This is a genomic window from Methylobacterium sp. J-001 (genome assembly GCF_022829565.1).
In the GTDB taxonomy this organism is placed as follows: Bacteria; Pseudomonadota; Alphaproteobacteria; order Rhizobiales; family Beijerinckiaceae; genus Methylobacterium.
This window is the reverse complement of sequence record NZ_JAKSYN010000028.1, coordinates 51,676-66,815: the sequence shown is the minus strand read 5'-3', so window position 1 is coordinate 66,815 and position 15,140 is coordinate 51,676. Positions and strand designations below refer to the sequence as shown.

Genomic DNA, 15,140 nt, shown 5'->3' with positions numbered 1-15,140 from the left:
GGGCCGAGATGGATCGTTGATTCAACTGTGACCGGGGAAAGGGCGCTTGTGGACCCTCCAATGCCGGCATACGTCGCGGTGTGTGCTCGGGAGGTTTCCGTGAAGCACAGCGTGCGTGCAATCCTAAAGAGGCGTATCCGATCCGATCGTCATAAGCGGGACTTAGAACTTCCCGAGAAGGAAGTGATGATTGCGCCGCGGCTTGACGGTAATCCTGCCATCCAGCCAGCAATTCAGCTCAGTATGCTTATGGCGACGCTCGCGCCGCTTCATCCCAAGGACATGTTGGACGATATCTTCGACCTCATCGCTGAAGCCATCGTACTTTGAGCGCTCTCGCGTGCCGACGGTCCTTTCGCCGTGCGCCGTCATCGCGAGCGAAGCGAAGCGACCCAGTGTTGCGCCACGTTCTGTGATCGCGCGTTACCCTGGGTCGCTTCGATCGCGATGACGGTGAGGGCCGATGGCGTTCTTCGCATTCGGAAATGGATGGGGCATCTATCCCGGCATACCAAAAACTTTGGCAACGGCCTCATCGTCCACGCCGGTGATCTCCAGGCGCTTCACCCGGCTCTGATGGCCGGCAACGATCTGGACGGCGCCCACCGCAATCCTGAGAGAGCCGGCGATCAACCGCTCGAGCGCCGTATTGGCGGCGCCGTCGACAGGCGGGGCGGCCACCCGCACCTTGAGACACGGAGCGCCATCCGCATCGCGGATCCAGCCTTCCACGGCGTCGCGTCCGCCGCGCGGGGTTAGCCGGACGGTCAGCCGCAGCGGTTTGACCGCCGTCTCCGATGGAACTCGTGCCACCGCACACGCCTTCAGAAAATCTTGCCCGGGTTCAGCCGGTTATCCGGATCCAGCGCGCGCTTGATCAGCCGCATGGCGCCGATCTCCTCCGGCGAGCGCGACAGGGGCAGCTTGCCGCGCTTCTCCAGTCCGATCCCGTGCTCGGCAGACACGGAGCCGTTCAGCTCGGCGAGCGGCGCGTAGATCGCGGCGTCGATGGCCGCGTTGCCGGCGGCGTCGAGGCGGGTTGTGTTCCAGTGCAGGTTGTTGTCGCCGATATGCCCGTAGACGACGGCCCGGCAGCCGGGGATCGCCGTGAGACCGTCCAGCGCCCCGCGGACGTAGCCGTCCATCTTCGAGAGCGGCACGCTGACGTCGAAGGCGCGATCGATTCCGTCGGCGTTCAGGTGCTCGACCCGGTCGCGGATGCGCCACATCCCACGCCGCTGCTCCTCCGAGGAGGCCACGGCCGCGTCCAGGATCGTGCCCTCGCCCATCAGGCCTTCAAGCAGGCCGAGGAACCGGTCCGCCTCCTCCGGCACGCACTCGACCTCGATGATGGCGTAGAACGGGTAGTCGTAGCTCAGCGGAGGCGTCGCCCGGCCGGGGGCCGTCATAAGCTTATAAAAGTCCGGCCAGAGGCCCTCGAAGGAGGACACGCGCCCCTGGAACGCGCTTTGTGCGGCGCGCAGCACCCGTGCGCCGTCATCGACCCCCGGGCAGGCGATCAGCGCGGTGGCGTAGCCGGCCGGCTCCGGGCGCAGGCGCAAGACGGCGCGGGTGACGATGCCGAGCGTCCCCTCGGTGCCGATGAAGACCTGCTTCAGGTCGAGCCCGGTGTTGTTCTTGATCAGCGGACGCATGGACGAGACCACCGTGCCGTCGGCCAGCACCGCTTCCAGACCCAGCACCATCTCGCGCATCATGCCGTAGCGCAGCACCCGCAGCCCGCCAGCATTGGTCGAGATCGCGCCGCCGATCGTGGCCGAGCCGCGGGCGCCGAGATCCAGCGGAAAGAACAGGCCGTTCTCCGTGGCGGCGTTCTGCACGCTCTCGATTGTGGCGCCGGTGCCGACCACCACGGTCATGCCCAGCGGATCGACCGGCTCGATGCCGGTCATCCGCTCGGTGGACAGGGTGATCTCGTCCGGCGTGCACAGGGTGCCGTCGACCAGGCCGGTGGCGCCGCCCCGCGGGACCACGGCAATTCCGGCGGCGTGGCAGGCGGCCATCACGGCGCTGGTCTCGGCGGTGTTCCGCGGCCGGACCAAGGCGAGCGCGGCGCAGGGCTCGGTCGGCCGGGTCCAGTTCGCCGAGCGGCCGCGCAACTCCTCGCCGGTGACGAGGCCGGACGGCCCGACGATGTCGGACAGACGTGCGAGGATGGGGGCGGCTTCTGTCATCGGCTCGTTCCGGGGCGCTTCGACGCGAGCCTCTGTCACAGAAACCCGCGTGCCGCGAGGTTGCGCATCAGTGCGCGGGCGCCGAACGTCCAAGGCTCGCAGGCATCGCAGGGGCGCATCCGGTTGATGAGGCGGCCGAGTTCCGGGCTCGCCACCACCACGCGGTCGTTCTCGGCATGGGTGAAGCCGAGGCCGGGCCCGTGGCGGTCCTGGATCGGCGCGAACATGGTGCCGAGCAGCAGGATCGCGCCGTCCGGGTAATCGTGCGTGCGCCCCATCAGGGCCGCGACCAGCTCCTCCGGATCGCGGCTGATCTCGGCCAGCGGCGAGGTGCCCTGCATCCGGAACCCATCGGTGCCGATGACTTCGAGGGTCACGGTGGTGCGCCGGATGTCGTCGAGGCAAAAGGTTTCGTCGAACAGGCGCAGGAACGGCCCCAGGGCGCAGGAGGCATTGTTATCCTTCGCCTTACCGAGCAGCAGCGCAGATCGTCCTTCGAAGTCCCGCAGGTTCACGTCGTTGGCGAGCGTCGCCCCGACGATGGTTTGTTGGGATGAGACGGCCAGCGCGACTTCCGGCTCGGGGTTATTCCAATGCGAGTCCGGGTGCAGCCCGGCATCGGCGCCGCAGCCGACCGCGGAGAGCGGCTGCGCCTTGGTGAAGATCTCGGCATCCGGCCCGATCCCAACTTCCAGGTACTGGCTCCAGGCGCCCTGGGCGATTAGCACGTCCTTGAGCGCCATGGCTTCCGACGAGCCGGGCTTCAGCCGGCGCAGGTCGCGGCCGACTAGGCGCTCGACCTCGGCGCGGATCGCCGAAGCGGCAGCGAGGTCGCCCCGTGCCCGCTCCTCGATGACCCGCTCCAGCATGGAGGTGGCGAAGGTGACACCGGCGGCCTTCAGCGCCTGGAGATCCACCGGGGCGAGGAGCCACGGACGCCCGGTATCGCGGCTGTCGGGCGGGGTGTTGGCGACGATTGTCTCGAGGCTGCCGAGATCCACGCCCTTGGCGGCGCGCAGGGCCGCAGCGGGGTCCGGCGCCTCGCACAGGTCGCTGACGGTGGCGAACCGGGCGGTGATGTCCACGACCCGCATCCCGCCCTCCGAACCCGCCCGAATCGCCACGACGCTTGGGCCACTGACATCCGGGCGCCACACCCGCCCGACCAAGGCACCGCGACCGGCATCGGCGGGCAGGATCTCGCGGGCGGTCAGACCGGATAAAGCCATGCTGTCCTCATGCGTCGGGTTATCGTGCCGCGTTGCGGCTGCGCGCGCTCCGTCCGGAAAGGCGCGGCGCCGGCGGATCCACTGTGGTCCCGCCTTAGCATCCGCCGTCGATTCGGGCTCCGGGAGAATGTTTCATGCGGACAGGCTCGTCACCGATCCGGAACTGCGAACTGAGACCGTCGATCTTCTGGCAGCCGCGCCGCGCAATTTCACCGCCTGCACAAAAAATCCACAGGGCTCCCCCTAACAGAAGCCGCCTATGATTTAAAATTCAGGTGCGGTCGGCTTGCTTTCCGAAAGGCACTCCTCTGTACTGCTTGTAGAGGAGTCGCCGTCAGAGCGACCCTGATCGGGAGGAAGCATGGCCTCGGTGGGAATCCGCGAGGTTCGCAAGGCTTTCGGGTCGACGAACGTCCTGCACGGTGTATCCGTGGACATCCGGGATGGTGAGTTCGTGATCTTGGTCGGGCCTTCGGGCTGCGGAAAGTCGACCTTGCTGCGCATGATCGCCGGCTTGGAGAATATCTCCGGCGGCGAGATCCGTATCGGCGAGCGTGTGGTCAATGATGTTCCGCCCAAGGAACGGGACATCGCGATGGTGTTCCAGAATTACGCGCTCTATCCCCATCTCACGGTCCGCGAGAACATGGCGTTCTCTATGCGGATCCGGAAGGCGGGTGCTGCCGAGATCGATACGCGGGTCAGCAAGGCCGCGCAGATCCTCGGGCTGACGCATCTTCTCGACCGCTACCCGCGCCAGCTCTCCGGCGGGCAGCGCCAGCGGGTTGCCATGGGGCGGGCGATCGTGCGCGATCCGCAGGTCTTCCTGTTCGACGAGCCGCTCTCGAACCTCGACGCCAAGCTGCGCGTGGCGATGCGCACCGAGATCAAGGAACTGCACCAGCGCCTGAAGACCACGACCATCTACGTCACCCACGATCAGATCGAGGCCATGACCATGGCCGACCGGATCGTGGTGATGCATGACGGCGTCGTCGAGCAGATCGGGCCGCCGCTGGAGCTCTACGACCGGCCCGACAACCTGTTCGTGGCGGGCTTCATCGGCTCCCCGGCGATGAACTTCGTGCCCGGGACGGTCCGGAGGAACGGCCATCTGGTCTTCGCCGGCGATTCGGGGCTGATCATCCCCCTGAACGAGGCGCCGGCCGGCGCCGAGGGCCGCAAGCTCGTCCTCGGGATGCGGCCCGAGCATTTCGATCTCGCGCCGGACGGGATCGCCGCCGATGTCGTGGTGGTCGAGCCGACCGGCTCGGAGACGATGCTGGCGGTGCGGGCCCACAGCCAGGATTTTACCTGCGTGCTGCGCGAGCGCGTCAGCGAGGGGCCGGGCGAGACCGTCCACCTGCGGCCGAACCGCGTGCACTTCTTCGATGCCGAGACCGGCCGGCGCCTGCCGACCTGACCGCACCCGATCCACCCAGGGAGTGACGCCACGATGCCCAAACTCGACCGCCGATCCCTCCTGGCGGGTGCCGCCGCGACCGGCCTCGCCGCTGGCGGTGACCTCCTCGGCTTCGCCCGGGCCTGGGCGCAGAATGCCGAGTGGAAGCCTGAGCCCGGCGCCAGCCTTTCTGTTCTGCGCTGGAAGCGCTTCATCCCAAGCGAGGACGAGGCGTTCCTGCGGATGGTGGATGCCTTCACCAAGGCGACCGGCGTCAAGGTCTCGGTGACCAACGAATCCTTCGACGACATCCAGCCCAAGGCGTCCGTGGCCGCCAATACCGGGCAGGGGCCCGACATGGTCTGGGGCCTGTTCTCGTTCCCAGCGCTGTTCCCGGACAAGTGCCTGCCGCTGGAGGACGTCGCCGAGTCGTTGGCCAAGAAGTACGGCCCCTGGTTCCCGTCGGCAGAGGCCTACGGCAAGGTCAAGGGCAAGTGGATCGCGATCCCGGTGGGCTTCAACGGCGGCTACCCGAACTATCGCATCTCGGCCATGCAGAAGGCCGGGTTTAGCAAGTTCCCCGAGGATACCGCGGGCTTCCTCGAACTGTGCCGGGCGCTCAAGAAGAACAACACCCCCGCCGGCTTCGCCCTCGGGCACGCCACCGGCGACGCGAACACCTGGTGCCACTGGGCGCTCTGGTCCCATGGCGGCAACCTCGTCGACGCCAACGAGAAGATCGTGATCAACTCGCCGGAGACTGCCAAGGCGCTCGAATACGTCAAGTCGATGTACGAGACCTTCGTGCCCGGAACCGTGTCCTGGAATGATTCCTCAAACAACAAGGCGTTCCTGGCGGGCGACCTGTACCTCACCCACAACGGCATCTCGATCTACGCCGCCGCCAAGAAGGACAACCCGAAGCTCGCCGAGGACATGGACCACGCGGTCTGGCCGATCGGCCCGGCCGGCAAACCCACCGAGTTTCAGCTCGCCTTCCCGATCCTGGCGTTCAAGTATTCGAAGGCGCCCAACGCTTGTAAGGCGTTCATCAGTTTCATGATGGAGGCGTCGAACTACAATCCCTGGATCGAGGGCGCGCAGGGCTACCTCTGTGAGCCGCTGTCGAATTACCCCAAGAATCCGATCTGGACGAGCGACCCGAAGAACGCCGTCTTCGCCGAGGCGGGACGGCGCTCGCTCGCGGCCGGCGGCCAGGCGCCGGTGAGCGAGCGCATCGCCGCGGTGCTGGCCGACTTCGTGGTGGTCGACATGTTCGCCAGCCACTGCACAGGCCGGGAGGACGTGAAGACCGCGATCCGCAACGCCGAGCGCGCCGCCCAGCGCATCTTCCGCAACACCTGAACGGAGACCGGCCGCGGGTGTCCCGCCCGCGGCCCTGATCCCGAGGCGAACCCATGGCGCACACGGCCCTGACCCAGCCCGCTCCGCTCGCGGTCCCGACGCGCTCGGCCTGGCAGCGCCTGCGCGCCAGCCGCGGCTGGGCGGGCTTCTGGTTCATGTTGCCGACCGCGCTGATCCTCGGCCTGTTCCTGGCCTATCCGCTGCTGAAGGGCATCTGGCTGTCCTTCACCAACACCCGGATCGGCCGGGAGGGCGTCTTCATCGGCCTGGAGAACTACGCCTGGCTCTGGGACGACGACGTGTTCTGGCTCTCGGTGTTCAACACCTGCCTGTACACGGCCGTGGCGTCGGTGGTGAAGTTCGCGGTCGGCCTCTACCTGGCGCTGCTGCTCAACAAGAACATGCCGTTCAAGTCGATCGTCCGGTCGATCGTGCTGATCCCGTTCGTGGTGCCCACGGTCCTCTCGGCGATCGCGTTCTGGTGGATCTTCGACAGCCAGTTCTCGATCATCTCCTGGTCGCTGCGCCACCTCGGGGTCATCGACGGCAACATCGACTTCCTCGGCGAGCCCAGCATGGCGCGGGCCTGCGTGATCTTCGCCAATATCTGGCGCGGCGTGCCGTTCATCGCGATCACGCTGCTCGCCGGGCTGCAGACGGTCTCGCCCTCGCTCTACGAGGCCGCGACGCTCGACGGCGCCTCGAACTGGCAGATCTTCTCGCGCATCACCCTGCCCCTGCTGACGCCGATCATCGCCGTAGTGATGACCTTCTCGGTGCTGTTCACTTTCACCGACTTCCAGCTGATCTGGGCGATGACCCGAGGCGGCCCGGTCAACGCCACGCACCTCATGGCGACCCTGTCGTACCAGCGCGGCATCCTCTCCGGGACGCTCGGCGAGGGGGCGGCGATCGCCACCGCGATGGTGCCGTTCCTGCTCGCGGCTATCGGCATCTCGTGGTTCGGCCTTCAACGCCGGGCCTGGCAATCCGGGGGAACCGACCGATGAGCGCGCCCGCTCTGCCCGCCCATGCCGACCCGCGCCTCGCGCCGGTCCTGGCCGCCCGTCCCGCGGGCCTCACCGACGACAGCGAGGGGATGGCCTATCTCGAGCGCCTGCCCCGGCGGCTCGTGACCACCTACCTGCCGCTCCTGATCATCCTCGCAGTGCTGCTGTTCCCGTTCTACTGGATGGCGCTGACGGCGATCAAACCGGACGAGCAGCTGATCGACATGGAGCGGTTCAACCCCTTCTGGGTGGTGGATCCGACGCTCAAGCACATCAACAAGCTGCTGTTCGAGACGCAGTATCCGCGCTGGCTCTGGAACACGATGTACGTGTCCGTGGCCGCCACAATCCTGTCGCTGTTCGCCAGCGTGCTCGCCGCCTATGCCTGCGTGCGCGTCCGCTTCAACGGCGCGGGCTGGGTCGGCGCCGCGATCTTCCTCGCCTACCTGGTGCCGCCCTCGATTCTGTTCATTCCGCTCGCCACGATCATCCAGGCCTACGGGCTGTTCGATTCGCCGATCGCCCTGATCCTAGCCTATCCGACGATCCTGATCCCGTTCTCGACCTGGCTCCTGATGGGCTACTTCAAGACCATCCCCTACGAGCTAGAGGAATGCGCGCTCATGGACGGCGCCAGCCGCTGGCAGATCCTGACTAAGATCATCCTGCCGCTCGCCTTCCCGGGCTTGATCTCGGCCGGGATTTTTTCCCTGACGCTGTGCTGGAACGAGTTCATCTACGCGCTGACCTTCCTGTCCTCGACGCAGAACAAGACCGTGCCGATCGCGGTGGTCAGCGAGTTCGTGGATGGCGACGTCTACAAGTGGGGCTCGCTCATGGCCGGGGCCCTGCTCGGCTCCCTACCACTGGTGATCCTCTACTCGTTCTTCGTGGAATATTACGTCTCAGCGCTGACCGGCGCCGTGAAGGAATAGGCCGGGGCCTGAGGAAACCTGCCGCCGGCCGTTGCGCCGGCGGCCGCGATTGCTCAGACAATCCGCTGTGACGGCGCGCAGGGAGACACCTGCGGACCGTGATCGCAGAAGGTCACGCCATGGCCCATTTTATCGAAACCCGCGCCACCCTGGTCACCGACGCCATCGCGGGCCTGCTGGCCGCCAGCGGCAGTCGCCTCGCCCGGCTCGACGGTGATCCCGGGATCCGCGTCGTGCTGCGGGCCGAAATCGATACCGGCAAGGTGGCGGTGATCTCCGGCGGCGGCTCAGGCCACGAGCCGGCCCATGCCGGCTTCGTCGGGCCGGGCATGCTGAGTGCGGCGGTGTGCGGCGATGTCTTCGCCTCGCCCAGCGTCGACGCGGTGCTCGCCGGCATCCTGGCCGTGACCGGGCCGGCCGGATGCCTGCTGATCATCAAGAACTACGCCGGTGACCGCCTGAATTTCGGCCTCGCCGCCGAACGCGCCCGAACGCTCGGCAAGACAGTCGAGACCGTGATCGTGGCCGACGACATCGCGCTGCCGGAGGCGAAGCAGCCCCGGGGCGTGGCTGGGACCCTGTTCGTCCATAAGATCGCGGGTCACGCGGCGGAGAATGGCGCGTCGCTGGAGACGGTCGCGGCCCTCGCACGCCGGGTCGCGGCGTCGGCCCAGTCGCTCGGGATCGCAGTCTCCACCGCCACGATCCCCGGCTCGCCGCGCAGCGAACGGTTAGCCGAGGGGCAGGCGGAACTCGGCCTCGGCATTCATGGCGAGCCCGGGGTCGAGCGGATCACGCTGCCGCAGGCGGGCGATTTGGCGCAGCTGATGACCGAGCGGTTTTCGGGCGCTGGGCCGCTGGCGCTGCTGGTCAACAATCTCGGTTCGGCGACCGCCCTGGAGATGCAGGTTCTGACACAGGCCGTTCTGAGCACGGAGCTCGGCCGGCGCGTGCGCCTTCTGCTGGGTCCGGCACCGCTGATGACCGCCCTCGACATGCACGGTGCCTCGCTGTCGATCCTGCCCTTGGACGACAAGATCGAAGCGGCCCTCCTGGCGCCGGTGCCCATGCCGGCTTGGCCCGGCGCGGTGCGGATCGCCCCGCCGGTCCTGCGCCCGATCCCGGAGGGACTGGCGGGCGAGGCCTTCACGCCGTCGCGGGATCCGATCGTGGCCGCCCGGATCGCCGCCGTGACGCGGGCGCTCATCGCCGCCGAGGGGACGCTTAACGCCCTGGACGCGAAAGTTGGAGACGGCGACACCGGTACCACCTTCGCGGGCGCGGCCCGGGCGGTCGTGACAGATCTCGACCGGCTGCCGCAGACCGATCCGCCCGCCCTGTGCCGTGCGCTCGCCGAGCGGATCGGCCGCGCGGTCGGCGGCTCCAGCGGCGTGCTGGCCTCGATCTTCTTCGCTGCCACCGCGTCCGCGCTCATGGACGGCGCCTCCTGGCCCGACGCCCTGGCCCAGGGCGTGGCCCGAGTGCGGAACTACGGCGGCGCCGGCCCGGGCGACCGCACGCTGCTGGACGCCCTGATCCCGGCGCTCGAAGCCCTGAAATCCGGGGGCCTCGATGCCGCTTCCGCCGCCGCTCGCACGGGCGCCGCCGCCACGGCCCGGATGGACCGCGCCGCCACCGGCCGATCGAGCTACCTCGCGGCTGTGGATCTCGCGGGCGTGGAGGATCCGGGGGCGGCGGGGGTCGCGGTGGCGTTCGAGGCGCTGGCAGCCGCCGGTTGACGGTCGTTGGCTGATCGTCGAGGGCCGTCGGCAATCGCGTGTAACGCCTTTTCCGGAAGCCGGTGCGTGGGCCCGACGAACGCCGCGCTTTCGAGGGCGTTGCAAGCCCGAGCCCTGAAGAGAGACCACCGTGCAGACCTGCCTGATCCTCGACGATTACCAGAACGCAGCGCTCGGCCTTGCTGATTGGGCGCGTCTGTCCGACCGTGTCGCGGTCTCGACCATCACCGATCACATCGCGGATCGGGAGGCCCTGGTTTCCAGGATCGAGCAGGCCGAGATCCTGGTCATCATGCGCGAGCGCACGCCCTTTCCGGCGGATCTGCTGGCGCGTCTGCCCCGGTTGGAGCTGCTGGTCACCAGCGGCATGCGCAACTTGGCGATCGACGTGGCGGCGGCGCGGGCACGCGGCATTACGGTCTGCGGCACGGAGTCGAGCCCGACGCCACCGACGGAGCTGACTTGGGCGCTCATCCTTGGCCTCGCCCGCCATCTCCCGTTCGAGAACCGGAACCTGCGCGAGGGCGGCCCCTGGCAGAGCACGGTGGGGACCGATCTGGCCGGGGCGACCCTGGGCGTGCTCGGGCTCGGCAAGATCGGCACGCGGGTCGCCGCGATAGGCCGCGCCTTTGGCATGCGCGTGATCGCCTGGAGCCCGAACCTCGACGACGCCCGGGCTGCCGCCGCCGGGGTCGAGTGCGCCGAATCCAAGGATGCATTGCTGGACGCGAGCGACGTGGTGACGATCCACCTCGTCCTCGGCGACCGGACGCGCGGGTTGTTGGGCGAGGCCGAGCTGCACCGGATGCGGCCGAGCGCCATTCTGGTGAACACATCGCGGGCGCCGATCGTCGATCAGGCCGCCCTGGTCCGGGCCCTGGAGGAGGGCTGGATCGCGGGGGCGGGGCTCGACGTGTTCGAGACCGAGCCGCTGCCGGCCGACAGCCCGTTCCGGCACCTGCCGAATGTTTTGGCGCTGCCGCATGTCGGCTACGTCACGCTTAACAACTACCGGACGTTCTTCACCCAGGCGGTGGAGGATATCGAGGGGTGGCTCGCCGGTGCGCCGATACGGCTGCTGAGCTGAGGCTACTCGGCCCGCGGGTCGACGGCATCGGCGAGGCCGTCGCCGAGCAGCGTCAGGGCGACCAGGGTCGTGATCAGAAACGCGGCCGGGCCGGCCAGCATGTGCGGCGCGGATTCGATCGCTCGGGCACCCTCGGCGATCAGCACGCCCCAGCTCGTTTGCGGCTCCTGCACGCCGAGCCCGAGGAACGACAGAAAGCTCTCCAGCAGGATCACCTGCGGCACCAGCAAGGTGGCGGCCACCGCCACTGGCCCGAACGTATTCGGCACGATGTGGCGCAGGATGATCCGGGGCGTGCCGAGCCCGAGGGCGCGGGCGGCGCGGACGAAGTCGCGCTCGCGCAACGACAGGGTCTGCGCCCGAACGATGCGGGCCATGTCGAGCCATTCGACGGCGCCGATCACAACCAGCATCAGCGTCAGGCTCGCCCGGAAGAACACCAGCAGCAGGATGACGAAGAACACGAAGGGCAGGGCGTAGAGCACATCCACCAGCCGCATCATCACGGCATCGACGGCGCCGCCGACGAACCCCGCCGTCGCGCCGTAGCCGACGCCGATGAGCAGCGCGACCAAGGTGGCAGTGAGCCCGATCAGCAGCGAGACCCGGCCGGCGACGAGGCAGCGGGTGAGCAGGTCGCGGCCGTGCACGTCGGTGCCAAGCGGGAAGGACAGGCGCCGGAGCGGCACGACCACCACAAGACGTTTCCCACCCTCCGTATCGGCGATCACGTGTGGCTCGCCGAACAGGTCGGAGCGCGGCAGGTAGACGAGGCTGCGCCGGTCCACCCCGACCTCGGAGCTGAGCGTGAGGCGCAGCGCATCGCCGTCACGGGCGACGTCGTCGAGGCGTGCACGCATGCGGAAGGCGAGGCGTTCCAGCGCCGGGCGCAGATGGTCGGGATCGGGCTGCGCCGTCAGGCCGGCGGGGAGCTGGCGCAGGTCCGGATAGGCCCGGGTCGGATCGTGCCCGGTCAGCGCCGGCCCGAATAGGCCGGCCAGCGCGATCAGGACCAGCACGGCCAGGGAGGCCATCGCCACCCGCTCGCGCGCGAGACGCGATAGGGTGCGAGCGGCCGGACCGGCCATGGCACGGGTGGCGCTCACGCGGCGTTCCGCAGGCGCGGATCGAGCCAGGCGCAGGCGAGGTCGGCGATCAGGTTGAGGGCGATCACCAGGGCCGCGACCAGCAGGACGGTGCCCATCACCAGCGTGTAGTCGCGGTTGAGCGCGCCTTCCACGAAGTAGCGCCCGACCCCGGGCAGGCCGAAGATCGTTTCGACCACCACGGATCCGGTGAGCAGGGCCGCCGCCAGCGGCGCCAGATAGGCCACCACAGGCAGCAGCGCGCCGCGCAGGGCGTGCAGGGTGATGCGGAATGGCGGCAGGCCGAGGCTGCGCATGGTCCGAACCGGCTGGGTGCGCAGGACTTCGCCGAGCGAGGCCCGCGTCAGCCTTGCCAGCGCGCCGACCTGCGGCAGCGCCAGGGCCACCACCGGCAGGATCAGATGGCTCGGCGCGCCGCCCTCCCAGCCGCTCAGCGGCAGCCAGCGGAGACTCAGCCCGAACACGATCTGAAGAAGCGGCGCGACGACGAAGCTCGGCAGCGACAGGGTCAGCGCCGCCCCGAGACCGAGGAGCCGATCGAGGGCGCTGCCGCGCCGGAGCGCCGCCGCGGTCCCGAGCCCGATGCCGATGCAGGAGGCCAGCACGAGGGCCAGAGCGCCCAGCGTCGCCGAGACCGGCAGGCCCCGGGCGATCAGGTCGAGGACGCTCATGTCGCGGAACGAGAAGGACGGCCCGAGATCGCCCCGCGCCAGGGCCGCCAGGTAGCGGCCGAACTGGACTATGAGCGGCTGGTCCAGGCCGTAGACCCGGCGCAGGTTCTCCATGGCGGTCGGCGCCAGCGGGCGTTCCAGATCGAAGGGGCCGCCGGGTGCGAGCCGCATCAGGAAGAAGCTGACGGCCACCACCGCGAACAGCGTCGGCACCGACTGCGCCAGGCGCCACAGGATGAAGCGGATCACGCGTCGAGCCTTAGGAAGCGGGTCGGCGCGGCGTTGCGAACGTTCGGTGTGTAGCCCTGCAGCCGCGGCGCGATCAGCGCCTTCGAGCGGTAATGCATCAGCGGGATCCAGGGCAGCTCGCGGAGCGCGATGGTCTCGGCGTCGTAGAGCATGTCGGCCCGGCGGGTGAGGTCACGCTCGGAGGCGGCCTTGGCCAGGAGTGCGTCATAGGCCGCGTTTGACCAGCGGCCGGCGTTCAATCCATCGTTGCCGCTCTGGAGCAGAAACAGGAAATTCTGCGGGTCGGAATAGTCGGCGATCCAGGCGTAGCGGGCGACGTCGAAGGCCCCGCCGTCGCGCAGGAAGGCGAAATGCGTCTTGGCGTCGGTGTAGACGAACCGGGTCTCGATCCCGAGATCGCGCCACATCTCGGCGACCGCCACCGCAGTGTTGCGGTTGTTGTCGCTGACATTGAACCGGTACTCGACGGTGAGCGGCCGGCCGGGGCCGAACCCAGCCTCCGTCAGCAGGCGCCGCGCCTCCGCCTCGTGGTCGATCGGCAGGCCCTGCCGGCCCTCCGTCTCGGGGGGCGTGCGGTAATTGTCGATGCCCGGCGGGCAGATGGAATAGGCCGGGCTCATCGTACCGCCGTAGAGCCCTTCGGCGAGGTATTCGCGGTCGATGAGCAGGGACAGGGCCTGGCGGACGCGCCGGTCTGAGAAGGGCGCCTTGCGGGTGTTGATCGCCAGGACTTCGAGACCGAGCGAGGGCCCGAGCACCACTTGGCTACCGAAGCGGCGACGTAGGTCGACGATCTGGTCGACCGGCAGCTCGGACAGGGAATCGAGCTCGCCGGCAGCGTAGCGGCGCACGGCCGCCGACATGTCCGCCATGGGCAGGAAGGCGACGCGCCGGATCGCAATGGCGGCGGCGTCGGGATGGTGCGGATTGACCTCCAGGGTGATGGCGCCGCCCGGCACCCGGTCAATCAGCCGGTAGGGCCCGTTGGTGACGAAGTTGCCCGGCCGGGTGAAGGAGTCGCCGTACCGCTCCACCGAGGCCCGGTGAACCGGCAGGGCGGTCTGGTGGGTCAGGAGTTCGAGGAAGTAGGGTGTCGGCTGTTCGAGGGTGATCGTGAGAGTGAGCGATCCCTCCGCAATCACCCCGAGGGCATCGCCGGCAATCTCGCCGCGGTTCACAGCCGCCGCCCCGCGGATGGGCGAGAGGATCTCGGCGTATTTCGCCCCCGTGGCCGGGGCGAGCATGCGGCGGAACGCGTAGACGAAATCCTCCGCCGTCACCGGCTCGCCGGTGGACCATTTTCCATCAGGGCGTAGGACGAAGCGGAAGGTCAGGCCGTCCTCGGAGACGGTCCAGGATCGGGCGGCGCCCGGGATGATGGCGCCGTGATTGTCGTAGGTCAGGAGGCCGTCGAACAGGTCGCGCAGGATATGCGCTTCCGCCACCGAGGAGGAGCGGTGCGGGTCGAGCGTCTCCGGGTCCGCGTCGTTGCCGCGCCGGTAGAGCGCGGCTTCGCCGGCCCAGGCTGGCCGCGCGACCGCGAGGGCGGTGGCGCCGGCCAGCCACGCGCGCCGGCGGATCGCCATGCTCAGGCGCCGGTCTCGGGCACCAGGCCGGCGGCCTCGATGCCCGCCACCGCGCAGATCTCGTCGTTGTCCGAGGTGTCCCCGGAGATGCCGACCGCGCCGAGCAGCCGTCCCTCCTGGGAGCGGATCAGTACGCCGCCCGCCACTGGCACGAGTGCGGCCGGGCCCGCCACGTGGCTCACCGCCGCGACGAAATAGGGCTGCGCCTCGGCGCGGGCATGGATCGCCCGGGAGCCGAGGCCCAAAGCCAGGGCGCCGTTGGCCTTGCCGCTGGCGATCTCGGCCCGACGGAGCGACGTGCCATCCTCGACGGCGACGGATTTAAGCGCGCCCCGGGCATCGTAGACCACGACGGCCATCGGCTTCAGGCCGCGTGTGCGGGCTTCGCGCAGGGCGGTGTCCACGATGCTGCGGGCGGCCTCGAGCGTCAGGTCGATCATCGGATTCCACGGGCTGTCGCCGCTCCGGGCGGCGCGCTCCTACTTAGAGGATCGCGATGGGGCCGGTCCACCATGTGGAGCAGTGGGTCGCCTTAACCGGCGCGCATCAGCCGGCCGAGCAGCGTG

The 15,140-nt window shown here is 68.9% G+C and carries 14 protein-coding genes; 7 read left to right on the top strand and 7 right to left on the bottom strand.

All coding sequences use genetic code 11. From position 1 onward, the window contains the following. Positions 1–99: 99 nt before the first annotated feature. Positions 100–330, top strand: a complete 231-nt coding sequence (locus MKK65_RS02215) for a hypothetical protein (protein ID WP_243954934.1) — start codon at positions 100–102, stop codon at positions 328–330. Between the two features lie 168 nt (positions 331–498). Here the strand turns inward: MKK65_RS02215 and MKK65_RS02210 are convergent, their stop codons facing one another. Genes MKK65_RS02210 through MKK65_RS02200 form a run of 3 tightly spaced genes read right to left on the bottom strand, consistent with a single transcriptional unit; the run spans position 499 to position 3,424 of the window. Then, complete coding sequence (locus MKK65_RS02210; RefSeq protein WP_409565351.1) at positions 499–777, bottom strand: DUF167 domain-containing protein; 279 nt, start codon at positions 775–777, stop codon at positions 499–501. Positions 778–824: 47 nt separating this feature from the next. After that, positions 825–2,195 carry an FAD-binding oxidoreductase gene (locus MKK65_RS02205; RefSeq protein ID WP_243954930.1) on the bottom strand — a complete coding sequence of 457 codons (1,371 nt, stop codon included), beginning with the start codon at positions 2,193–2,195 and terminating at the stop codon, positions 825–827. 35 nt (positions 2,196–2,230) lie between these two features. After that, positions 2,231–3,424 carry a fumarylacetoacetate hydrolase family protein gene (locus MKK65_RS02200; RefSeq protein ID WP_243954928.1) on the bottom strand — a complete coding sequence of 398 codons (1,194 nt, stop codon included), beginning with the start codon at positions 3,422–3,424 and terminating at the stop codon, positions 2,231–2,233. Positions 3,425–3,785: 361 nt separating this feature from the next. Between MKK65_RS02200 and MKK65_RS02195 the strand changes: the two genes are divergently transcribed. The 6 genes from MKK65_RS02195 (at position 3,786) to MKK65_RS02170 (ending at position 10,962) form a co-directional block, all read left to right on the top strand. Then, the gene (locus MKK65_RS02195) at positions 3,786–4,847 is read left to right on the top strand and encodes an ABC transporter ATP-binding protein (protein WP_243954926.1); all 1,062 of its coding nucleotides are present in this window, start codon (positions 3,786–3,788) and stop codon (positions 4,845–4,847) included. A 33-nt stretch (positions 4,848–4,880) separates the two neighbouring features. Further along, positions 4,881–6,191, top strand: a complete 1,311-nt coding sequence (locus MKK65_RS02190; protein WP_243954924.1) for an ABC transporter substrate-binding protein — start codon at positions 4,881–4,883, stop codon at positions 6,189–6,191. A 53-nt stretch (positions 6,192–6,244) separates the two neighbouring features. Then, the gene (locus tag MKK65_RS02185) at positions 6,245–7,201 is read left to right on the top strand and encodes a carbohydrate ABC transporter permease (RefSeq protein WP_243954923.1); all 957 of its coding nucleotides are present in this window, start codon (positions 6,245–6,247) and stop codon (positions 7,199–7,201) included. Continuing rightward, a complete protein-coding gene (locus tag MKK65_RS02180) occupies positions 7,198–8,136 on the top strand; it encodes a carbohydrate ABC transporter permease (RefSeq protein WP_409565349.1) in 939 nt (312 codons plus the stop codon). Before MKK65_RS02185 ends, MKK65_RS02180 begins: the two co-directional genes overlap by 4 nt. Positions 8,137–8,255: 119 nt before the next feature. Beyond that, the gene (locus MKK65_RS02175; RefSeq protein WP_243954921.1) at positions 8,256–9,875 is read left to right on the top strand and encodes a dihydroxyacetone kinase subunit DhaK; all 1,620 of its coding nucleotides are present in this window, start codon (positions 8,256–8,258) and stop codon (positions 9,873–9,875) included. A gap of 130 nt (positions 9,876–10,005) precedes the next feature. Next, positions 10,006–10,962: a D-2-hydroxyacid dehydrogenase family protein gene (locus MKK65_RS02170; protein ID WP_243954919.1), complete on the top strand. Its 957-nt coding sequence runs from the start codon at positions 10,006–10,008 to the stop codon at positions 10,960–10,962. A gap of 2 nt (positions 10,963–10,964) precedes the next feature. Here MKK65_RS02170 and MKK65_RS02165 read toward each other — a convergent pair whose 3' ends face one another. The 4 genes from MKK65_RS02165 to MKK65_RS02150 are packed head-to-tail and all read right to left on the bottom strand — an operon-like array spanning position 10,965 to position 15,014. Further along, positions 10,965–12,050 (bottom strand): ABC transporter permease, encoded by a 1,086-nt coding sequence (locus MKK65_RS02165; protein ID WP_243955030.1) that lies wholly within the window; start codon positions 12,048–12,050, stop codon positions 10,965–10,967. A 14-nt stretch (positions 12,051–12,064) separates the two neighbouring features. Next, positions 12,065–12,988 carry an ABC transporter permease gene (locus MKK65_RS02160; RefSeq protein WP_243954917.1) on the bottom strand — a complete coding sequence of 308 codons (924 nt, stop codon included), beginning with the start codon at positions 12,986–12,988 and terminating at the stop codon, positions 12,065–12,067. Next, complete coding sequence (locus MKK65_RS02155) at positions 12,985–14,574, bottom strand: peptide ABC transporter substrate-binding protein (protein ID WP_243954915.1); 1,590 nt, start codon at positions 14,572–14,574, stop codon at positions 12,985–12,987. Before MKK65_RS02155 ends, MKK65_RS02160 begins: the two co-directional genes overlap by 4 nt. Positions 14,575–14,576: 2 nt before the next feature. After that, positions 14,577–15,014, bottom strand: a complete 438-nt coding sequence (locus MKK65_RS02150) for a GlcG/HbpS family heme-binding protein (protein WP_243954913.1) — start codon at positions 15,012–15,014, stop codon at positions 14,577–14,579. Between the last annotated feature and the right edge of the window lie 126 nt (positions 15,015–15,140).